The organism is Kitasatospora sp. NPDC028961, assembly GCF_055564815.1.
Window position 1 is genome coordinate 104,622 of the sequence record NZ_JBVHVO010000008.1, and the last position, 24,222, is coordinate 128,843.

General features: G+C 75.9%; 1 protein-coding gene and 1 pseudogene. Both read right to left on the bottom strand.

Annotated elements, in window-relative coordinates; all coding sequences use genetic code 11:
- Positions 1–7: 7 nt before the first annotated feature.
- A pseudogene (locus ACZ4UX_RS17465) lies at positions 8–9,514 on the bottom strand (type I polyketide synthase); the annotation flags it as partial.
- Positions 9,515–9,630: 116 nt separating this feature from the next.
- The gene (locus ACZ4UX_RS17470) at positions 9,631–23,850 is read right to left on the bottom strand and encodes an SDR family NAD(P)-dependent oxidoreductase (RefSeq protein WP_465707284.1); all 14,220 of its coding nucleotides are present in this window, start codon (positions 23,848–23,850) and stop codon (positions 9,631–9,633) included.
- Between the last annotated feature and the right edge of the window lie 372 nt (positions 23,851–24,222).

The following is a 24,222-nucleotide window of genomic DNA, read 5'->3' on the forward strand; positions in this document are numbered from 1 at the left end:
GACGTGCTCAGCTGAGGGAGATCCCGAGTTCCCTGGTGACAAAGTCGTAGACCTCGTCGGCGGAGGCGTCGGCCAGCCGTTCGGTGACCTGGGCCGCCTCGGTGTCGGCCGTCCAATGGGAGAGCAGCGCGCGCAGCCGCTCCACCGCCTGCTCCCGGGTGGCCGGGTCGAGCCCGGTCGTGCCCGTGGTGGCCTCCAGCGCCTCCAGCCGGTCCAGCACCGGGTGGCCGGCCTCCGGCACCCGCGCCCGCAGTTCGGTGCGCAGATAGCCCACCAGCGCGGTCGGCGTCGGGTAGTCGAAGGCCAGCGTGGCCGGCAGGCGCCGCCCCGCCAGGGCGGTCAGCCGGTTGCGCAGGTCCACCGCGGTCAGCGAGTCGAAACCCAGCTCCGCGAAGGTCCGGTCGCGGTCGATCCCGTCGGCCCCGGCGTGGCCGAGGACGACCGCGATCTCGCGGCACACCACCTCGTCGATCAGCCCGTCCCGGTCCTCCGGCGCGGTGCGCGCCAGCCGGTCCACCAGGGTCTCCTCGGGCGCCCCGGCCGCCGCGCCGGCCCGCCGGGGCCGGCCGACCAGGCCGCGCAGCACCGCGGGCATCGCCTCGCCCTGGGCCCGCAGGGCCTTGGTGTCCAGCCGCATCGGCAGCAGCCACGGCCGCCCCGCCGCGAGCGCCGCGTCGAACAGGTCGAGGCCGGTGGCGTCGTCCAGCGCGATGATCCCGGCCCGGGCGAGCCGGCGCAGGTCCGCCGCGCCGAGACGGCCGGTGATGCCGCTCTCCCGGGCCCACAGGCCCCAGGACAGGGCCAGCGCCGGGAGGCCCCGGGCCCGGCGGTGCAGCGCCAGGGCGTCCAGATAGCCGTTGGCGGCCGCGTAGTTGCCCTGTCCGGGCGCCCCGAAGGTGGCGGCGACCGAGGAGAACACGACGAACGCCGACAGGTCCAGGCCGAGGGTCAGCTCGTGCAGGTGCCAGGCGGTGTCCGCCTTGGGCGCGAGCACGTCGGCGACCCGGCGGCGGGTCAGCGAGTCGATGACGCCGTCGTCGGCCACCCCGGCCAGGTGCAGGACGGCGGTCAGCGGGTGCTCGGCGGGGACGGCGGCCAGCAGCGCGGCCAGCGCCGCCCGGTCCGTCACGTCACAGGCTGCCACCTCGACCTCGGCGCCCGACTCCTCCAGCTCCCGGACGAGTTCGGCGACGCCCGGTCCGTCCGGGCCCCGGCGGCCGGCCAGCAGCAGCCGGCGGACGCCGTGGGCGCGCACCAGGTGGCGGGCGAACATCCCGCCCAGCACACCGGTACCACCGGTGATCAGCGTCGTCCCCGTGGCCGGGAACGCCACCGGGGCGTCGCCCCCGGCCGACGGCCGGGCCACCCTGGGGACCAGTACGGTGCCTGCCCGCAGGGCCAGTTGCGGCTCGCCGGAGGCCACCGCGCCCGGCAGCAGCGGCCAGGCCGCGTCCAGGTCGTCGACGTCGACCAGCACCACCCGGTCGGGGTGCTCGGTCTGCGCCGACTTCAGCAGGCCCCAGGCCGCGGCTCCGGCCAGGTCGACGGCGGCCAGGTCGACGGCGGCGGGGCCGGTGGCGCCGGTGGTGACGACCACCAGCCGGGCCCCGGTCAGCCGCGTGTCCGCCAACCAGGCCTGGACCAGCTCCAGCGCGTCACCGACCGTGGTGGCCGGGTCGCCCGGGTCACCGGCGGCCAGCCGGGCCAGCACGACCGGCGGCAGCGGCGCCCCCGCGTCGAGCGCGGCACCGAGCGCGGCCACATCGGCGTAGTGGAGCGGGAGTTCGTCACTCGGCGCGCCGAGCACCGCCCACGTCGCGGTGGACTCCGCCGAGCCTGCCGCCGCCACCGGCTCGACCGGCTGCCACACCACCTCGAAGAGCGCGTCGTGACCGGCGGACCGAACGGCATCCGCGGTCACCTCCCGCCACGCCAGGGAGTCGATCCTGGCGACCGTCCGACCGCCGTCGTCCGCCATGTGCAGCGACACCGTGTCCGGACCGACCGGCACGATCCGCACCCGCAGCCGCGACGTCCCCGGCGCGAACACGCTCACCCCGCTCCAGGCGAACGGCAGCCCGGCCGCCCGCTCGTCGTCCACCACGCCCGGCAGCAACGGGTGCACCACCGCGTCCAGCAGGGCCGGGTGGAGGACGTAGTCGCCGGTCGCACCGGGCGCGCCCGAGGGCAGCTCGATCTCCGCGACGACCTCGTCACCCGCCTTCCAGAGCCGTCGCAGGCCCTGGAACACCGGGCCGTAGGCGTAGCCCCGATCGGTCAACTCCTCGTACAGGCCGGTCAGATCGCGCTCGACGGCATCGCCGACCGGCTGGTCGGCCCCCGCACCGGGGTCCGCCTCGGCCGTACCCACCGAACCCGTCACGTGCTGGGTCCACTCGGGATCGGCGTCGTCGGCGGCCGGCCGCGAGTACACCGCCACGGCCCGGCTGCCCGAACCGTCCGGAGCCTCCACCACGACCTGGAGCTGGACGGCCCCCGAACGCGGCAGCACCAGCGGAGCGGACAGCACCAGCTCCTCCAGCCTCGGGCACCCGACGCGCCGCCCGGCCGTCAGCACCAGCTCGACGAAGGCCGAGCCCGGCAGCAGGACCGAGCCCAGGACCGCATGGCCGGTGAGCCAGGGGTGGGTGGCGAGGGAGATCCGCCCGGTCAGCACCGTCCCGCCGTCCGGGAGTTCGACGACGGCGGCGAGCAGCGGGTGGGCGGCGTCGGTGAGTCCGGCGGAGGCGACGTCACCCGTGACGGGCTCCAGCCAGTAGCGCTCGCGCTGGAAGGCGTACGTCGGCAGCTCGACCAGGCGCGGGTCATGGCCCGCGAACAGCACCGGCCAGTCGACGGCCGCACCGTGGACGAAGGCGTGGGCGAGGGCGGTCACCGCCTGGCGGGCCTCCGGCCGGTCCCCGCGCAGCGTGGGCGCGGCAGCGTCGACGAGGGCGGAGAGCACACCGTCCGGGCCGAGTTCGACCCAGGCGTCCACACCGGCGGCTTCAACGGCGTCCGCGAAGCGGACCGTGCGGGACACGTGGTCCACCCAGTAGGCCGGGTCGCACCACTCGTTCTCGACGGGCAGGCCGGTGACGGTCGAGACCGCCGCAACGCGCGGCGGGTGGAAGGTCAGGCCCGACACCACCGCACGGAAGGCCTCCAGCATCGGGGCCATCAGCGGGGAGTGGAACGCGTGGCTGACCTCCAGCCGCTTGGTACGGCGGCCCGGCAGCGCCTCGACGACCTCGCGAACGGCGTCCTCGGCGCCGGAAACCACCACCGAAGTCGGTGAGTTGACTGCCGCAACGCCCACGTCCGCGAGTCCGGTGAGCAGCGGGAGGACTTCTTCCTCGGCCGCCTCCACCGCGACCATCGCCCCACCGGCGGGCAGTGCGTCCATCAACCGGGCGCGCGCCGACACCAGCGCACCCGCGTCCGCCAGATCCAGGACCCCCGCCACGTGCGCGGCCGCGATCTCGCCCACCGAATGCCCCACCAGCACACGGGGAGTGACGCCCCAGGAGGTGAGCAGCCGGAACAGCGCCACCTCCAGGGCGAACAGCGCCGGCTGCGCCAACCCCGTACGGCCCAGGCCCTCACCCGAGGCGACGACCTCGGCCACCGGCGCGTCGAGCACCGCGCACACCTCGTCGAACGCCGCCCGGAACACCGGGAACGCCCCGTACAACTCCCGCCCCATCCCCGCCCGCTGACCACCCTGGCCCGCGAACAGGAACCCCACACCGGTCCGCACCGCACCCGGCGAGGACAACACCGGCTCGGCCGCGACGAGTTCGGAGCCATCGGCGCCCAGCAGCACCGCCCGGTGCTCGAACACCGCCCGTGACGACACCAACGAGAAGCCCACGTCCACCGGATCGACATCGCCCGAGGAGGCCAGCTCCGCCACCCGGGCCAGTTGCCCGCCCAGCGCCTCCGCCGAGCGCGCCGACACCACCCACGGCACCACCGGCATCGCCGCCCGGTCACCGCCCACCGCGGCCGCCGCCGGATCCCCCTCCTCCACGATCACGTGCGCGTTCGTGCCGCTCGCACCGAAGGAGGAGATGCCGGCGCGACGCGGACGCTCGCCCGAAGCCCACTCCCGGGCTTCGCTCAACAGCTCGACGGCGCCCTTGGACCAGTCGACGTGGGGTGTCGGGGTGTCGAGGTGGAGGGACCGCGGCAGCAGACCGCTGCGCAGCGCCATCACCATCTTGATCACGCCGGCCACACCCGCGGCCGCCTGCGTATGCCCGATGTTCGACTTCACCGACCCCAGATACAGCGGCCGGTCCGCGTCCCGCCCGCGCCCGTACGTCGCCAGCAACGCCTCCGCCTCGATCGGGTCACCCAACCGCGTCCCCGTCCCGTGCGCCTCCACCGCGTCCACATCCGCAGCCGACAACCCCGCACTCGCCAACGCCTGCCGGATCACCCGCTCCTGCGACGGACCGTTCGGCGCCGTCAACCCGTTCGACGCACCGTCCTGGTTCACCGCACTGCCCCGCACCACCGCCAACACCCGGTGACCCAACCGACGGGCATCGGACAGCCGCTCCACGAGCAGCACCCCCACACCCTCCGACCAACCCGTCCCGTCCGCGTCCGCCGAGAACGACTTGCACCGACCGTCCGCCGCCAACCCCCGCTGCCGCGAGAACTCCACGAACGTCCCCGGCGACGACATCACCGTCACCCCGCCCACCACACCCAACGCACACTCACCACCGCGCAACGCCTGCACCGCCAGGTGCAACGCCACCAGCGAGGAGGAACAGGCGGTGTCCACGGTCAGCGTCGGACCGGTGAAGCCGAAGGTGTAGGCGATCCGGCCGGCCAGCACACTGGCCGCGTTGCCGGTCATCAGGTACCCGTCGACGCCGGCCGGGACGCGGGTCATGGACGTCGCGTAGTCCTGACCGTTGCCGCCGACGAACACCCCGGTCGGGCTGTTGCGCAGCGCCGCGGGATCGATGCCGGCCTGCTCGAACGCCTCCCAGGCCGTCTCCAGCAGTTGGCGCTGCTGCGGGTCCATGCCCAGTGCCTCCCGCGGCGAGATCCCGAAGAACCCGGCGTCGAACTCGGTCGCCCCCCGGAGGAAGCCGCCCTCGGCGGTGTAGGTCTTCCCCGGGGCGCCGGCGTCCGGGTCGTAGAGGTCCTCGATGTTCCAGCCGCGGTCGGTGGGGAACGGCTCGATCATGTCGGCGCCGTCGGCGACGACCCGCCACAGGTCCTCCGGCGAGCCGATCCCGCCGGGGAAGCGGCACGCCATGCCGACGATCGCCATCGGTTCGTCGGTGACCGCAGCCGGTGCGACGGGCAGTTGGTCGTCGTCCGCACCGAGCAGTTCCGCCGCCAGGTGGTCCGCGACCGCCTCGACCGTGGGGCGGTCGAAGGCGAGCGAGACGGCCAGGCGGAGGCCGGTCCGCGCGTTCAGGCGGTTGCGCAGGTCGACGGCGGTCAGCGAGGTCAGCCCGAGCTCGGTGAAGGCGCGGGCGGTCTCCAGCGGCCCGGACTCCGCGTAGCCGAGCACCTCGGCGACCTCGGTCCGGACCAGGGCGACCAGCGCCTGGCGGCGGTCCGCGTCCGCCAGACCGGCGAGCCGGTCGCGCAGCGCCCGGGCGTCCGCCCCGAGCAGAGCCCTGACCTCGGGCAGCTCGGCGACGAAGCGGTGGGCGCGCGCCACGGTCGGCGCCGAGACCACCTGCTCCCAGTCGACGTCGGCGACGACGGTGTTCTCCCGGCCGGTGCTCACCAGCCCCAGCGCCTCGCGCAGACCGACCGGGCGGAACCCGAGGGCGCCCGGCCCGTCCTCGTCCGGGCCGACGGCCACCGACAGCCCGGGAAGACCCAGGGACCGGCGGTGCCGGACCACGGCCTCCGCCGCGGTCTGGGTCACGGTGGGCGACGCGGCGCCGCCGATGACGCCGACGGCGGAGCAGAGCACCAGCAGCATCCCGGCGCCGGCCCACTCGTGCAGGTCCTTCAGCTGTTCCGTCCGGGCGGTGACCAGCCGGTGCCACTGCTCGGCCGTCAGGGTCGCGGTGTCGCCGTGTGCTTCTTCGAGCAGGACGACGGCGCTCCCGGCGAGCTCCGCCCGGGTGGCGGCGTTCCACTCCGCGCGCTCGACCCGGTCCGGGAGTCCGGGCTCGCCGACTCCCTCGTCCGCCCGGCCCGTGCCGCCCGGTGCGCCGACCAGGACGACCCGGTCGGCGCCGACGCCCAGCAGCCAGTCCGCGAGCACACCGGCCCGGGGCCCGAGGTCACCGACGACCGCGACCGTTCCGCTCAGGCCGACCGCGCTGCCCCCGGCGCGCGCGGGCCGCAGCCGCCGGGTGAGGACCCGCCCGGCCCGCACGGCCAGCTGGTCGTCCGCGTCCTGGCCGGCGGCCAGCACGTCGCGCAGCCGGTTCCAGTCCTCCTCGGTCGGCGCGGCGGGCAGGTCGACGACTCCGCCCCAGCTCTCGGCCAGCTCCCAGCCGAGCACACGCGCGACCGCCCACGGGCCGGCGCCGTCCGGATCCACCGCCGGATCCTCGGCGGCGGCCGCCACGGCGTTGCGCGTGAGGCACCACAGCGGGATCGTGTCCAGCGCCCGGGCGACCGCAACCAGCGCCCCCGCGCGCGGACCGAGCAGCGACACCGCGCCCGCCAGGGGCGCCTCGCCCGCGATCCGGCGCAGTAGCCCGGCGACCGCCTGCTCGTCGAGCTCGACGGCGGGGTCGAGCTCGACCCGGACGACGTTCTCGACCAGGGTTCCCAGGCGCCGGGCGGCCTCCGCCAGGAGCTCGTCCTGGTCCGGTCCGGGCGATGTGACGACCAGCCAGGTGCCGGGTACGGCATCCCGGAGCGGCAGGTCTAGTGGTTGCCAACCCACCTGGTAGAGCAGGGAATCGCGGGACACCGGGCTGCCCGCCCCGGTGCGTGTCGCCGGCTTCAGCCAGTAGCGCTCGCGCTGGAAGGCGTACGTCGGCAGCTCGACCAGACGCGGGTCATGCCCCGCGAACAGCACCGGCCAGTCGACGGCCGCACCGTGGACGAAGGCGTGCGCGAGGGCCGTCACCGTCTGGCGGGCCTCCGGCCGGTCCGCGCGCAGCGCGGGCGCGGCGGCGTCGACGAGGGCGGAGAGCACACCGTCCGGGCCGAGTTCGACCCAGGCGCCCACACCCGCTTCGGTCACGGCGTCGGAGAAGCGGACCGTGCGGGACACGTGGTCCACCCAGTAGGCCGGGTCGCACCACTCGTTCTCGACGGGCAGGCCGGTGACGGTCGAGACCGCCGCAATACGCGGTGGGTGGAAGGTCAGACCCGACACCACCGCACGGAAGGCCTCCAGCATCGGGGCCATCAACGGGGAGTGGAACGCGTGGCTGACCTCCAGCCGCTTGGTACGGCGGCCCGGCAGCGCCTCGACGACCGCGCGAACCGCGTCCTCCGCGCCGGAAACCACCACCGAGGTCGGTGAGTTGACCGCCGCGACACCCACCTCCGCGAGCCCGGCGAGCAGCGGGAGGACCTCCTCCTCGGCCGCCTCCACCGCGACCATCACCCCACCGGCGGGCAGCGCGTCCATCAACCGGGCCCGCGCCGACACCAACGCACACGCGTCCACCAGATCCAGGACCCCGGCCACATGCGCCGCCGCGATCTCACCCACCGAATGCCCCACCAGCACGCGCGGAGCCACACCCCAGGAAGAGAGCAGCCGGAACAGCGCCACCTCCAGCGCGAACAGCGCCGGCTGCGCCAACCCGGTGCGGCCGAGCCCCTCACCCGAGGCGACAACCTCGGCCACCGGCGCGTCGAGCACCGCGCACACCTCGTCGAACGCCTCCCGAAACACCGGGAACGCCCCGTACAACTCCCGCCCCATCCCCACCCGCTGACCACCCTGGCCCGCGAACAGGAACCCCACGCCCGCCCGAACCGCACCCGCCCCGGCGGTGACCACATCCGAGCCCAGCAGCACCGCCCGGTACTCCAGCACCGCCCGCGACGTCGCCAACGACCACCCGACATCCACCGGGTCGACATCACCCGAGGAGGCCAGCTCCGCCACCCGGGCCAGTTGCCCGCCCAGTGCCTCCGGCGAGCGCGCCGACACCACCCACGGCACCACCGGCATCGCCGCCCGGTCACCGCCCACCGCGACCGCCGCCGGATCCCCCTCCTCGAGGATCACATGCGCATTGGTGCCACTGATCCCGAACGAGGAGACCCCGGCGCGACGCGGCCGGTCACCCGGGAACCACTCCCGGGCCTCGCCCAGCAACTCCACCGCCCCGGCCGACCAGTCGATGAACGGCGACGGTTCCTTCGTGTACAGGCTCCGGGGCAGTTCCCCGTGCTGCATCGCCAGCACCATCTTGATCACGCCGGCCATCCCCGCCGCGTGCTGGGTGTGGCCGATGTTCGACTTCACCGAGCCCAACCAGAGCGGCTCGCCCTCGGCACGGTCCTGGCCGTACGTCGCCAGCAGTGCGTGCGCCTCGATCGGGTCACCCAGCCGGGTGCCCGTCCCGTGCGCCTCCACCGCGTCCACATCCGCAGCCGACAACCCCGCACTCGCCAACGCCTGCCGGATCACCCGCTCCTGCGACGGCCCGTTCGGCGCCGTCAACCCGTTCGACGCACCGTCCTGGTTCACCGCACTGCCCCGCACCACCGCCAACACCCGGTGGCCGAGCCGACGGGCATCGGACAACCGCTCCAGCAGCAGCACCCCCACACCCTCCGACCAGCCCGCGCCGTCGGCCTCGGCCGAGAACGACTTGCAGCGGCCGTCCGGCGCGCCGACCCGCTGCCGCGAGAACTCCACGAAGGTCCGGGGGGTGGACATGACCGTGACCCCGGCGGCCACCGCGAGCGGGCACTCCTCGTTGCGCAGGGCCTGCGCCGCCAGGTGCAGCGCCACCAGCGAGGAGGAGCAGGCGGTGTCGACGCTCAGGGTCGGACCGGTGAAGCCGAAGGTGTAGGCGACCCGGCCGGACATGATGCTGGGTGCGCCGCCGGTGAGGACGAGCCCCTCCACCTCGGCCGGGGTCTCGTCGACGCGGGGGCCGTACTCGTGGCCGCTCGCCCCGACGAACACCCCGGTCCGGCTGCCGTGCAGCGCCACCGGGTCGATGCCCCCGTGCTCGAAGGCCTCCCACGCCGTCTCCAGCAGCAGCCGCTGCTGCGGGTCCATGGCCAGCGCCTCCCGCGGCGAGATGCCGAAGAAGCCCGCGTCGAACAGGCCCGCGTCGTAGAGGAATCCGCCGTCCCGGGCGTAGCTGTGACCGGCGGCCTCGGGGTCGGGGTCGTAGAGCCGGTCGAGCTCCCAGTCCCGGTCGGTCGGCAGCCCGCCGATGGCGTCGACGCCGTCGGCGACCAGCTGCCACAGGTCCTCGGGCGAGCCGACCCCGCCCGGGAACCGGCAGGCCATGCCGACGATGGCGATGGGCTCGTTCGCCTTCTCCTGGACCTCTTCGAGCTGCCTCCGCACGTCACGCGCGTCGGCGATCGAACGCTTGAGGTATTCGCGGAGCTTGGATTCGTCGGACACGCGCGGTCACTCCCTGGTCGGTCGCATACGGCAGGCGGTGTGGAACATCGGGCGGTGGAACAGCGGGCGGCGGAAGCTCACCCCTCCTTGTCCGACAAGCCCTGGGGCCGGTCCTGGTCGACCAGGGCGAACAGCTCGTCGTCGGTGGCCGCGTCGAGGTCGTCGTCCTCCCCCGCGCCGTCCGCGCCGTTCGAGGCGGGCGCCGCGCAGGCGTCCAGCAGTTCCCGCAGACGGGCGGTGACGCGGCGGCGCGACTCCTCGTCGGTGAGGGCGCCCGCCAGGGAGTCGCCGACCGCCCGGAGGCCGGCCATCACCGGGTCCTCGTCGTCCTCGGGGAGCGCGAGCGCGCCGAGGATGTGGTCGGTGACCCGGGCCGGGCTGGGGTGGTCGAAGACCAGGGTCACCGGCATCCGCAGGCCGCTCAGGGCGGCCAGCCGGTTGCGCAGTTCGACCGCGGTGAGCGAGTCCACGCCGAGTTCCTTGAAGGCGCGGGCGTCCCGCACCTGGACCGGGTCGGAGTGCCCGAGGACGGCGGCGACCTGCGCGGTGACCAGGTCGAGCAGCGTGCTGCGCCGGTCCGCCCCGGACAGCCGGGCCAGGCGCTCGGCGAGGGACTGCGCCCCGTCGCCGCCCGCCGCGGCGGTGCGCCGGACCACCGCGGTCCGCACCAGGTCGCGCAGCGGCGCGGGCACGCCGTCGGGGTCGGCGCGCAGGGCGCGGGTGTCGAGCCGGGCCGGGACGACCACGGGCTCGCCGGCGGCGAGCGCGGCGTCGAAGAGGGCCAGCCCCTCCTCCGCCGTCATCGGCACCAGCCCGCCGCGGGCCATCCGGGCGCGGTCGGCCTCGGCGAGGTGCCCGGTCATTCCGCTGGCCTGCTCCCACAGGCCCCAGGCGAGCGAGAGCCCGGCCCGGCCGCTCGCGGCGCGGTGCGCGGCGAGGGTGTCGAGGAAGGTGTTGGCGGCGGCGTAGTTGGCCTGGCCGGCGGCGCCGTTGACGCCGGCGATGGAGGAGTAGAGGACGAACGCGGCCAGGTCGAGGTCGCGGGTGAGGTCGTGCAGGTGCCAGGCCGCGTCCAGCTTCGGCCGCAGGACGCGGTCGACCTGGGCCGCGTCGAGCGAGGTGAGCACCCCGTCGTCGAGGACGCCGGCCGCGTGGACGACGCCGGTCAGCGGGTGCTTCTCCGGGATGTCGGCCAGCAGGCCGGCCAGTGCCGCGCGGTCGGCGGTGTCGCAGGCGGCGAGCGTCACCCGGGCACCGGCCGCGCGGAGTTCGGCGGCCAGCGGGCCGGCCCCCTCGGCGGCCGCGCCGCTGCGGCTCGCCAGCAGCAGGTGCCGGACACCGTGGGCGTGCACCAGGTGGCGGGCGATCATCCCGCCGAGCAGACCGGTGGCGCCGGTGATCAGGACGGTGCCGTCGGGGTCGAGCGCGGGCGCCACGGTCAGGACGTTCTTGCCCACGTGCCGGGCCTCGCGCAGGTGCCGGAAGGCGTCCCTGGCCCGGCGCACGTCCCAGGCCCGGACCGGTGAGAGGGTCAGCGCGCCGGCCCGGAAGAGATCCAGGATCTCGCGCAGCATCACCCCGATCCGCTCCGGTCCGGCGTCGACGAGGTCGTAGGCACGGTAGGTGACGCCGTCGTGGTCGCGCGCGACGTCGGCCGCGGCCCGGATGTCGGTCTTGCCCATCTCCACGAACCGGCCGCCCGGCACGGTCAGCCGCAGCGACGCGTCGACGTACTCGCGGGCCAGCGAGTTGAGCACCACGTGGACGCCCCGGCCGCCGGTGGCGGTGCGGACGCGCTCCTCGAAGTCGAGGGACCGCGAGGAGGCGCGGTGCGCCTCGTCGAGGCCGAGGTCACGGAGCACCCCCTGCTTGGCGGGGCTCGTGGTGCCGTAGACCTCCGCCCCGAGGTGGCGGGCCAGTTGGACGGCGGCCATCCCGACGCCGCCGGTGGCCGCGTGGATCAGCACCCGCTCCCCGGCCCGCAGCCCGGCGAGGTCCACCAGGCCGTAGTAGGCGGTGAGGTGGACGACCGGGACGGACGCGGCCTCCGCGAAGGACCAGCCCTCCGGCATCGGGGCGATCATGCGCCGGTCGGCGACGGCCACCGGGCCGAAGGCGTGGAAGAACATCCCCACCACGCGGTCCCCGGGCGCGAAGTCGGTGACGTCCGGGGCCACTTCGGTGACGATGCCGGCCCCTTCGCTGCCGAGGACGACCTCGCCCGGGTACATCCCGAGCGCCATCAGGACGTCCCGGAAGTTCAGCCCGGCCGCCCGGACGGCGACCCGGACCTGGCCCGGCTCCAGCGGACGGTCGGCGGTGTCGGCGGGCACCAGCGCCAGGCTGTCCAGCGTGCCGACCTCGGGGATCTCCAGCCGCCAGGCGGCGGAGTCCGGTACCGGGAGGGCCGGCCGGCTCGCCGCCGGGACGAGCCGGGGGACGAAGCACTCGGCGCCGCGCAGCACCAGCTGGGGCTCCCCAGTGGCCAGCGCGGCGGGCAGCGACCGGGCGGCGGCCTCGCCGTCGAGGTCGACCAGCCGGAAGCGCCCGGGGTTCTCGGTCTGGGCGGTCGCCAGCAGGCCGCGGACACCGGCCTGGACCGGGTCGCCGGCGAGGGAGTCGACCGTCAGCACGACGAGTTCGGTGCCCTCCAGCCGCTCGTCCGCGAGCCAGGACCGGACCAGGTCGAGCGTCCGGTGCACGGCCCGGCGGGCCGCGTCGGCGACACCCGCTCCCGTCTCCGCCCGGTCCGCCGGCCGGTCCGCGGGCGCCAGGACGACGGCCGGGCGGCGGCCGGCCGACGCGGCCAGGGCCGCCGGGTCGGGGAAGGAGGCCGGCCGGTCCAGCTCGGCGGGCCACCAGTCGGGCAGCTCACCGAGCACGGCCCAGCCGGTGGTGTCGGGGTCCGCCGGCGCGGGCCGCAGCGGCACCAGGTCGACCAGGTGCAGCGCGTCGGGCGTCCCCGCCCCGGCGGCGAGCGCCGCGCGGGCGGCGGGCCGCAGGACCAGCGAGTCGACGGTCAGCACCGGCGCGCCGGTGCCGTCGGCGAGCGCCACCGACACCGCGTCGGCGCCGGCCGGGCTGATCCGGGCACGGACCCGGGTGGCGCCGGAGGCGTGCACCCGCACGCCCTGCCAGGCGAACGGCAGCCCGCCCTCCCGGTCGTCGACGAGCAGCAGGGGGTGCAGCGCGCTGTCGAACAGGCCCGGGTGCACGAGGTGGCCGTCGGGCTGCTCGCCCTCCAGCACGGCCTCGGCGTAGAGGTCCTCGCCCAGCCGCCAGAGCCGGCGCAGCCCGCGGAAGCCCGGCCCGTACCGGTAGCCGTCGGCGGCGAGCCGCTCGTACGCCCCGTCGAGGTCCACCTCGGTGGCACCGGCGGGCGGCCAGGCGCGCAGCTCGACCGGGGCGCCGCCGGTCGAGCCGAGTACGGCCTCGACGTGGTCGGTCCACGGCGGCGCGGCCTCGTCCGTCCCGGTGCGGGAGTGGACGCTCACCCGGCGGCGGCCCTCCTCGTCGGCCGGTGCCACCACGGCCCGGACCAGGACGCCGCCGCGCTCCGGCACGACCAGTGGGGCGGTGATGGTCACCTCCTCCAGGCAGGGTGCGCCGACCCGGTCGCCGATCGCGGTCAGCAGGTCGGCGAAGGCCGTCCCGGGTACCAGGACGCGGTCGAACACGGTGTGGTCGGCCAGCCACGGTCGGGTGTCCAGGGCGAGCCGCCCGGTCAGGACCAGCCCGCCGTCCGGCAGGTCGACGGCCGTCCCGACCAGCGGGTGGCCGGTGCCGGCCAGCCCGGCGGCGGTGACGTCGGTGGCGGCGGTGACGGGGCCGAGCCAGAACCGCTCGCGCTGGAACGGGTAGGTGGGCAGGTCGACCGGCCGGCCGGGGACGGCGCCGAGCGGGCGCGTCCAGTCCACCGGGACCCCGCGCACGTACAGTTCGGCGGCGCTGCCCAGGAACTGGTCGAGGCCGCCCCGGTCGCGCCGGAGCGATCCGGTGACCGCGACCGCGGGCCGGTCGCCGCTCTCGGCCCGGTCGCGGATCCCGACGGTGAGCACCGGGTGCGGGCTGCACTCCACGAACACGCCGTGCCCGGTGGCCAGCAGCTCGCCGACCACCTCGTCGAGGCGGACGGTGCGGCGGAGGTTCTCGTACCAGTAGGCGGCGCCCATCTCCGCCGTGTCGAGCCGTCCACCGGTGACGGTGGACCACATCGGCACGGTGCCGGAGACCGGGGCGACGGGGCCGAGTTCGGCGAGCAGCCGCTCCCGGAGCGGCTCGACCTGGACGGAGTGCGACCCGTAGTCGACGGGGATCCGCCGCACCTGGACGTCCGCCGCGAGCAGCTCGGCCTCGAAGGCGTCCAGCGCGTCGACCCAGCCGGACACCACGGTCGCGCGCGGTCCGTTCACCGCGGCGACCGAGAGCCGGCCGTCCCGGCCGGCCAGGGCGGCCGTCACCTCGGCCTCGGGCAGCGGGACGGACAGCATGCCGCCCGAGCCGGCCAGTTCGGTCAGGGCCCGGCTGCGCAGCACCACGATCCGGGCGGCGTCCGCGAGCGAGAGGCCGCCCGCCACGTGGGCGGCCGCGATCTCGCCCTGGGAGTGCCCGACGACGGCGGCGGGGTGGACGCCCAGCGAGCGCCAGAGCTCCGCCAGCGACACCATCACCGCGAACAGCGCGGGCTGCACCACGTCGACCCGGTCCAGCGAGGGCGCGTCCTCGGCGCCCGTCACGACCGCCAGCACCGACCAGCCGGTGAGCTCGCCGATCGCCCGGTCGCACGCCCGCAGGGCCTGCTCGAACACCGGTGCGGTGGAGACCAGTTCACGGGCCATCCCGATCCACTGGGAGCCCTGGCCGGGGAAGACGAACACCACGTCGCCGGGTTCCTCGGTCCGTTCGCCGAGCACCGCCCGGGCGTGCGGCTCCCCGGCGGCCAGGACCCGCAGGGCCGTCCGCAGGTCCTCGGCGCCGTCGCCGAGCACCACGGCGCGGTGCTCGAACTCCGACCGGGTGGCGAGCAGGGCCGCGGCGACCTGCGCCGGGTCGTCCGCCGGCCGGTCGGCGAGCAGGCCTGCCTGGGCCCGCAGGGCCGGCAGGCTCCGGGCCGAGAGCACCCACGGCACGACGCCCGGGGCCCGGACGCCGGCGGGGGCGGCCGGGGCGACGGGGGCGGCGGGCACCGCGGCGGGCGGCTGCTCGATGATCACGTGGGCGTTGGTGCCGCTGATGCCGAAGGACGAGACCGCGCCGCGCCGGGCCGCGCCGCCGGCCGGCCAGGGCCGGCTGCCCGCGAGCAGCTCCACCCCGCCCGCCGTCCAGTCCACGTGCGGGGACGGCTCGTCGGCGTACAGGCTCCGGGGCAGCACCTCGTGCCGCAGCGCCATGACCAGCTTGATGATGCCCGCGACGCCGGCGGCGGCCTGGGTGTGCCCGAGGTTGGACTTCACCGAGCCGAGGTAGAGCGGCCGGTCCGCGTCCCGGTCCCGGCCGTAGGTGGCCAGCAGGGCCTCCGCCTCGATCGGGTCGCCGAGCCGGGTGCCGGTGCCGTGCGCCTCCACCACGTCCACGTCGGCCGGGGTCAGCCCGGCGTTCGCCAGCGCCTGCCGGATCACCCGCTGCTGCGACGGACCGTTCGGCGCGGTCAGGCCGTTGGACGCGCCGTCCTGGTTGACCGCCGAGCCGCGCACCACCGCGAGCACCTGGTGCCCGTTGCGCCGGGCGTCCGACAGCCGCTCCAGGACGAGCACCCCGACGCCCTCGGACCAGCCGACGCCGTCGGCCGCGGCCGAGAACGGCTTGGACCGGCCGTCGGGGGCCAGGCCGCGCTGGCGGGCGAACTCGACGAAGGTGCCGGGCGTCGACATCACGGTGACGCCGCCGGCCAGGGCCATCGTGCACTCCCCCGCCCGCAGCGCCTGCGCGGCGAGGTGCACCGCGACCAGGGACGAGGAGCAGGCGGTGTCCACCGTGATCGCCGGACCGGTCAGGCCGAAGGCGTAGGAGAGCCGGCCGGACAGCACGCTGCCGGTGTTGCCGGTCAGCAGGATGCCTTCGAGGTCCTCCGGCATCCGGTCCACGCTGGGCGCGTAGTCGTGGTACATCTGCCCGGCGAACACGCCGGTCCGGCTGCCGCGCAGGGTGGCCGGGTCGATCCCGGCACGCTCCAGCGACTCCCAGGCCGTCTCCAGCAGCAGGCGCTGCTGCGGGTCCATGCCCAGGGCCTCGCGCGGCGAGATGTCGAAGAACGCGGCGTCGAAGTCGGCGGCGCCGTGCAGGAAGCCGCCGCCGGTCGCGTAGGTGTGGCCGGGCCGCTCGGGGTCCGGGTCGTACAGGTCCGCCGGCCAGCCCCGGTCCTCCGGGAAGCCGGACACCACGTCCCGCTCCTCGGCGACGACCCGCCACAGGGCCTCCGGGGAGTCCACCTCACCGGGGTAGCGGCAGGCCATCGCGACGATGGCGATCGGCTCGTCGGCCGTGGCCCGGTCCGGCCGGCCCGGCGCCTCCTCGGCCGCGGGCTCGCCGGTCAGCCCGGCCAGCAGGTGGGCGACCACCGCCCGGGGCGTCGGGTAGTCGAAGACCAGCGTGGTCGGCACCCGCGAGCCGAGCGCCGCGGCCAGGCCGTTGCGGAGCTCGACGGCGGTCAGCGAGTCCAGCCCGAGGCTCTGGAAGGTCCGGTCCAGGTCGAGGGCGTCGGCGTCGGCGTGGCCGAGCACGGCGGCCGTGGTGTCCCGCACCAGCCCGGTCACGGCGGCCGCGCGGTCGGCGACCGGCAGCGCAGCCGCACCGGCGAGCGGGCCGGCGGCGGCGCCGCGCCGCGCCGGGGTCCCGGCGCGGAGCAGGCCGCGCAGCAGCGGCGGCACCGGGCCGCCCGGGACGGCGGCGGTGTCGAAGCGCATCGGCACGACCAGCGCGCGGTTCTGCCGCACCGCCAGGTCGAACAGCCGCACCCCCGTGTCGTGCGGCAGCGGGAGCACGCCCGTCCGGGCCATCCGCGCCATGTCGGTGTCCGTCAGGCTCTCGGCCATGCCGCCCGCCTGGGCCCACAGGCCCCAGGCCAGGGAGGTGGCCGGCAGGCCGTGCCGGACGCGGTGCTCGGCCAGCGCGTCGAGGAAGGCGTTGGCGGCCGAGTAGTTGGCCTGGCCGGCCGCGCCGATCTGGGCCGAGACCGAGGAGTAGAGCACGAAGGCGGTGAGGTCCAGCTCCCGGGTCGCCTCGTGCAGCGCCCACGCGGCGTCGACCTTGGGCCGGAGGACGGCGTCCACCCGCTCCCCGGTCAGGGCGGTGACGATGCCGTCGTCCAGCACACCGGCGGCGTGCACCACCGCCCGTACCGGATGCGCGGCCGGGACGTCGCGCAGCACGGCGTCCAGCGCCGCCCGGTCGGCGGCGTCGCAGGCGGCGACGGTCACCTCGGCCCCCAGCTCGGCGAGTTCGTCCCGCAGCAGGGCCGCCGACGGGGCCGCCGGGCCGCTGCGGCTCAGGACCAGCAGCCGCCGGACGTCGTGGACGCGGACCAGGTGCCGGGCCAGCGAAGCGCCCAGCTCACCGGTGCCGCCGGTGAGCAGCAGCGTTCCCTCCGGGTCGAACCGGAGCTCCGGCGCGTCCGCCGCGGGCGCCAGCCGGGCCAGCCGCGGCGCCAGGACGACGCCGTCGCGCAGCGCCAGTTCCGGCTCGGCCGCGTCGGGCAGCGGCAGCGCCGCCGGGCCGGGCCGGCCGGTCACCGCGACGATCCTGAACCGCCCCGGGTGCTCGGTGCTCGCCGACCGGAGCAGCCCGCGCACGCCCGCCGCGGCCACATCGGTCTCGTCGAGCACGAAGGCCAGGCAGGCGTCGGCGAACCGCTCCTGCGCCAGCCAGCCCTGGACCAGTCGGAGCGCCCCCCGGGTCAGCTCGTGGGCCGAGGCGACGACGTCCGCGCCACCGGCGGGCACCGACACCGTGACGAGCGCCGGCACCGGACCGGACAGCGCGGCCGGATCGGCGTCCCAGGCCAGCTCGACCTGGTCAGCGGCCTCGGCCCCGGCCGTCCCGACCGGGGTCCAGTCCACCTGGAAGAGGTGCCTGGCGGCGGCGTCGGCGGGGCCGCGTGCCTCGCGCCAGGTGAGCGAGTCGACGGTCAGCACCGGCCGGCCGGCCGCGTCGGCGAGGTGCAGGGCCACCGCGTCGGGCCCCACCGGGGTGATCCGGACCCGCAGCCGGCCGGTCCCGGTCGCGTGGACCTCCACGCCCTGCCAGGCGAACGGCAGCAGGCGCGGGCCGTCCCCGGTGGTGGCGCCCGGCAGCCACGGGTGCAGGGCGGCGTCGAGCAGCGCGGGGTGGACGACGAAGGCGTCCTCGGCGGGTGCGGCCCGCTCGACCTCGGCGCAGAGGTCCGCACCGGCCCGCCAGAGCCGCCGCAGCCCGCGGAAGGCCGGTCCGTAGGCGTAGCCGTGCTCGGCCAGCCGCCGGTAGACGTCCGTCGTGTCGACCTCGACCGCCTCCGGCGGCGGCCATGCGCCGGCCGCCGACGGCTCGGCGACGGCCCGACCGAGCAGGCCGCTCGCGTTGCGCGTCCACTCGTCCTCGGCGTCGGTCCGCGAGTCGACGGCGATGTCCCGGCGCCCGGCGGCGTCCTCGGCCGACACGGTCACCCGGATCAGGGCGACGCCGTGCTCGGCGAGGGGCAGCGGCGCGGTCACCGTCAGGTCCTCGATCCGGGGCGCGCCGACGCGGTCACCGGCCGCGACGGCCAGCTCGACGAAGGCCGCGCCGGGGAGCAGCAGTCCTCCGGGCACCACGTGGTCGGCCAGCCAGGGGTGGGTGGCGAGGGAGATCCGCCCGGTCAGCACCGCTCCGCCGTCGGGGAGTTCGACGACGGCGGCGAGCAGCGGGTGGGCGGCGTCGGTGAGTCCGGCGGAGGCGACGTCACCCGTGACGGGCTCCAGCCAGTAGCGCTCGCGCTGGAAGGCGTACGTCGGCAGCTCGACCAGGCGCGGGTCATGCCCCGCGAACAGCACTGGCCAGTCGACGTCCGCACCGTGGACGAAGGCGTGCGCGAGGGCGGTCACCGCCTGGCGGGCCTCCGGCCGGTCCCCGCGCAGCGTGGGCACGGCGGCATCGACGAGAGCGGAGAGCACACCGTCCGGGCCGAGCTCGACCCAGGCGCCCACACCCGCCGCCTCGACCGCGTCCGCGAAACGGACCGTGCGGGACACATGGTCCACCCAGTAGGCCGGGTCGCACCACTCACCGTCGACCGGCAGGCCGGTGACGGTCGAGACAGCCGCAACGCGCGGCGGGTGGAAGGCCAGACCCGACACCACCGCGCGGAAGTCCTCCAGCATCGGGGCCATCAGCGGGGAGTGGAACGCGTGGCTGACCTCGAGCCGCTTGGTGCGGCGGCCCGGCAGCGCCTCGACTACCGCGCGAACGGCGTCCTCCGCACCCGAAACCACCACCGAAGTCGGCGAGTTGACCGCCGCGACACCCACCTCCGCGAGCCCGGTGAGCAGCGGGAGGACTTCTTCCTCGGCCGCCTCCACCGCGACCATCGCCCCACCGGCGGGCAGCGCGTCCATCAACCGGGCCCGCGCCGACACCAGCGCACCCGCGTCCACCAGATCCAGAACCCCCGCCACATGCGCGGCCGCGATCTCACCCACCGAATGCCCCACCAGCACACGCGGAGCCACACCCCAGGAAGAGAGCAGCCGGAACAGCGCCACCTCCAGGGCGAACAGCGCCGGCTGCGCCAACCCCGTGTGGCCGAGGCCCTCACCCGAGGCGACGACCTCGGCCACCGGCGCGTCGAGCACCGCGCACACCTCGTCGAACGCCGCCCGGAACACCGGGAACGCCTCGTACAACTCCCGCCCCATGCCCGCCCGCTGACCACCCTGGCCCGCGAACAGGAACCCCACACCGGTCCGCACCGCACCCGCCCCGGCGGTGACCACATCCGAGCCCAGCACCACCGCCCGGTGCTCCAGCACCGCCCGCGACGTCGCCAACGACCACCCGACATCCACCGGGTCGACATCACCCGAGGAGGCCAGCTCCGCCACCCGGGCCAGCTGCCCGCCCAGTGCCTCCGCCGAGCGCGCCGACACCACCCACGGCACCACCGGCATCGCCGACATCGCCGCCCGGTCACCGCCCACCGCGACCGCCGCCGGATCCCCCTCCTCGAGGATCACATGCGCATTGGTGCCACTGATCCCGAACGAGGAGACACCGGCGCGACGCGGACGGTCACCCGGGAACCACTCCCGGGCCTCGCCCAGCAACTCCACCGCCCCGGCCGACCAGTCGACGTGGGGTGTCGGGGTGTCCAGGTGCAGGGACCGCGGCAGCAGACCCCTGCGCAGCGCCATCACCATCTTGATCACGCCGGCCACACCCGCGGCCGCCTGCGTATGCCCGATGTTCGACTTCACCGACCCCAGATACAGCGGCCGGTCCGCGTCCCGCCCGCGCCCGTACGTCGCCAGCAACGCCTCCGCCTCGATCGGGTCACCCAACCGCGTCCCCGTCCCGTGCGCCTCCACCGCGTCCACATCCGCAGCCGACAACCCCGCACTCGCCAACGCCTGCCGGATCACCCGCTCCTGCGACGGACCGTTCGGCGCCGTCAACCCGTTCGACGCACCGTCCTGATTCACCGCACTGCCCCGCACCACCGCCAACACCCGGTGACCCAACCGACGGGCATCGGACAGCCGCTCCACGAGCAGCACCCCCACACCCTCCGACCAACCCGTCCCGTCCGCGTCCGCCGAGAACGACTTGCACCGACCGTCCGCCGCCAACCCCCGCTGCCGCGAGAACTCCACGAACGTCCCCGGCGACGACATCACCGTCACCCCGCCCACCACACCCAACGCACACTCACCACCGCGCAACGCCTGCACCGCCAGGTGCAACGCCACCAGCGACGAGGAACAGGCGGTGTCCACGGTCAGCGCCGGACCGGTGAAACCGAAGGCGTACGCGATCCGGCCGGACATGACGCTCGGCGAACCACCGGTCAGCAGGAAGCCGTTCAGGTGCTCGGGGGCCGCGTGCCGCCGGGGTCCGTACTCCTCGGCACTGGCGCCGACGTAGACGGCGGTCGCGCTGCCGCGCAGGGTGTGCGGGTCGATGCCGGCGTGCTCGAAGGCCTCCCACGCCGTCTCCAGCAGCAACCGCTGCTGCGGGTCCATGGCCAGCGCCTCCCGCGGCGAGATGCCAAAGAAGTCCGCGTCGAAGTCGGCGGCGCCGTCCAGGAATCCGCCGTGCCGGACCGGTCCGGGCGCCCAGCCCCGGTCGGCCGGGAAACCGCTGATGACGTCGCGCTCGCCGGCGACCACGTCCCACAGGTCGGCCGGGGAGGAGACTCCGCCGGGGAAGCGGCAGCCGATGCCGACGATCACCACCGGGTCGTCCTCCGCCACCGGCCGGCCGGTGACCGGGGCCACCGGGTCGGGGGCGGCGTCGAACAGCGAGCGGTGCACGTGCGCGGCCAGCCGGCGCGGGGTGGGGTGGTCGAACACCAGGCCCGTGCGCAGCGGGAGTCCGGTCTCGGCGACCAGGGCGTCGCGCAGTTCGACCGAGGTCACCGAGGTGAGGCCGAGGTCGCGGAAGGCGCTGTCGACGTCGACACCGGCCGCGTCGGTGCCGAGGACCCGGGCGAGGGCACGGGTGACCAGGTCGGTGGTGGCGGCGTCGGGGTCGGGCGCGTCGGCCAGCCGCTGCCGCAGCGCTTCGGCGCGGGAGGGCTCGTGCACCGGGTCGTCGCCGCGCGGGATGCCGAGCCAGTGCCGGTCCCGCTGGAAGGCGTAGCCGGGCAGGGTGACCCGGCGGGCGCCGGTGCCCTCGAACAGGCGCGGCCAGTCGACGCCGACGCCGTGCTCGAAGAGCCGGCCGAGGGAGTTCAGCAGCCGCGGCGGTTCGGCCTGGCCGCTCCGGAGCGCGGGCAGGGCGAGGGCCTCGGGCCGGGTGTCGCCGATCGCGCCGGTGAGCGCGGCGTCGGGGCCGATCTCCAGGAAGGCGGTGGCGGCGCAGCCGCGGACCGCGTCCGCGAACCGCACCGGCTGCCGCACGTTGCGGACCCAGTGGTCCGGCGAGGCCGCCTCGGCCGCCGTGAGCGGGGCGCCGGTGACGGTGGAGACCATCGGGACGCGCGGCGGGCGGAAGGTGAGCCCGGCCACCACCTGGCGGAAGTCCGGGAGCATCGGGTCCATCAGGGGCGAGTGGAAGGCGTGGCTGACGGCGAGCCGCTTGACCCGCCGCCCCCGGGCGCGCAGTTGCTCGGCCACCTCGGCCACCACGGTGTCGACGCCGGACAGCACGACCGATTCCGGGCCGTTGACGGCGGCGATGTCGGCGGCGCCGGTCCGGTCACCGAGCAGGGCCCGGACCTCGTCCTCGGCGGCCTCGACGGCGACCATGGCCGCGCCCTCGGCGGGCAGCGCCTGCATCAGCGTGGCGCGGGCCGCCACCAGGGCGCAGGCGTCGGACAGGTCGAGCACCCCGGCCACGTGGGCAGCCGCGATCTCACCGACGGAGTGGCCGACGACGACGTCCGGCCGGACGCCCCAGGAGTCCAGCAGCGCGGCCAGCGCGACCTCGACGGCGAACAGCGCGGGCTGGGTCCGGCCGGTGCGGTCGAGACCCTCGCCGGTGTCGATCGTCTCCGCGAGCGAGCCGCCGAGCAGGGCGTCCAGCCGGGCGCACACCTCGTCGAAGGCCCGGGCGAACTCCGGGTAGGCGGCGCGGAGTTCGCGCCCCATGCCGATGCGCTGGGCGCCCTGCCCGGTGAAGACCAGGGCGAGCCTCGGCTCGTCCGCCACCGCGCCGGTCCCGGCGAGGCCGTCCAGACCGGCGAGCAGGTCGGCCGGGCCGGCGCCGACCACCACGGCGCGGTGGGAGAACACCGAGCGGGTGGTGGCCAGCGAGTGGCCGACGTCCACCGGGTCCGCGGCGGCCAGTGCGGTGAGCCTCCCCGCCTGGGCGCGCAGCGCCGCCGGGGTGTGGCCGCTCACCACCCACGGCACGGCCGGCATCGGGGTGGCGGCGGGGCGCTCGGGCCGGGCCGGGGCCTCGGTCAGGACCAGGTGGCAGTTGGTGCCGCCCATCCCGAACGAGCTGACCCCGGCCACCAGCGGCCGGTCGGGGCGGGGCCACGGACGCAGCTCGCGCGCGACCTCCAGGTGGAGTTCGGTGAGCGGGATGCCGGGGTGCGGGGTCTCGTGGTGCAGGGTGGCCGGGATGGCGCGGTGGTGGACCGCGAGCACCGCCTTGACCAGGCCGGCGATCCCGGCGGCGCCTTCGAGGTGCCCGATGTTGGTCTTGACGGAGCCGACCAGCAGCGGAGCCTCGGCGGCGCGCGGGGCGGCGAGTTCGGCGCCGAGCGCGGCCGCCTCGACCGGGTCGCCCACCGGGGTCCCGGTGCCGTGCAGTTCGACGTACTGGAGGTCGGCGGGGGTGACTCCGGCGGCCCGGTGCGCCGCGGCGAGCACGGCGCGCTGGGCGTCGACGCTCGGGGTGGCGAGGCTCTCCTCGCCGCCGTGGTTGACGGCGCTGCCGAGGATGGTGGCCAGCACGGTGTCGCCGTCGGCGATCGCTGCGGCCAGCGGCTTGAGCAGCACGGCGGCGGCGCCCTCGCCGCGCACGAACCCGTTGGCGCGGGCGTCGAAGGCGCGGCAGACGCCGTCGGGCGACAGACCGCCCCAGGCGGCGAGCAGCGCCTCGTTGTCGGGACCGAGCAGCAGGTTGACGCCGGCGGCGACGGCCAGTTCGGACTCGCCGCGGCGCAGGCTCTCGCAGGCCAGGTGCACGGCGACCAGGGAGGAGGACTGTCCGGTGTCGACGACCAGGCTGGGGCCGCCCGCGCCGAGGACGTGGGAGAGCCGGTTGGCGATGACGCTGCGGTGCACCCCGGTGGCGGTGTGCCGGCCGAAGGTGTCGGGGCCGGCCCGGCGGCTCAACTCGCCGTACTCGTCCCAGATCGCACCGACGAAGACGCCGAGGCGGCCGGCGTCGGCGGGGCGGATCCCGGCGTTCTCCAGGGCCTCCCAGCCGACTTCGAGCACCAGCCGCTGCTGCGGGTCGGTGGCGTCGGCCTCCGACGGGGTCATGCCGAAGAACGCGGCGTCGAAGCGGTCGACGCCGTCGAGGTAGCTGCCCCGGGCCCGGCCGGGGCGCCCGGCGGCGACCGCGTCGGTGCCGGTGCTCAGCAGCTGCCAGAACTCCTCGCCGCCCTGCGCACCGCCGAAGCGGCAGGACATGCCGATGACGGCTATCGCGCCGTCCGTCGCTTCGATCTCACCCACGGAGCCACTCATGCTTCCGGTTCTCCCACCGTCGATATGTTCGGGACAATGGCCGCACAGACGATCAGATACCGATGCTAGGCGTGAGAACCGTTCGGGCACTCCCCTGTCAAACCCCTATCGGAGGGGTCCCCCTTACCCCTTTTCGCATATCTCCGGGGTGCGCCGGGAGTTCCGCTCCGACCTGCGGAAAGGACGCCGGCGAAGGGCCGGGAACGACGAATGCGCCCGGTCCGTGGAACGGACCGGGCGCATGCGTCGCAGGGGTGACCGGCGCGGGGGGTCCAGGCGCCGCCATGACCACCACCCCCAGGGGGACCCAAGAACAAGAAGGCCCCGCCGAAGGGGGTGCGTTCCTCTAACACGACGCGC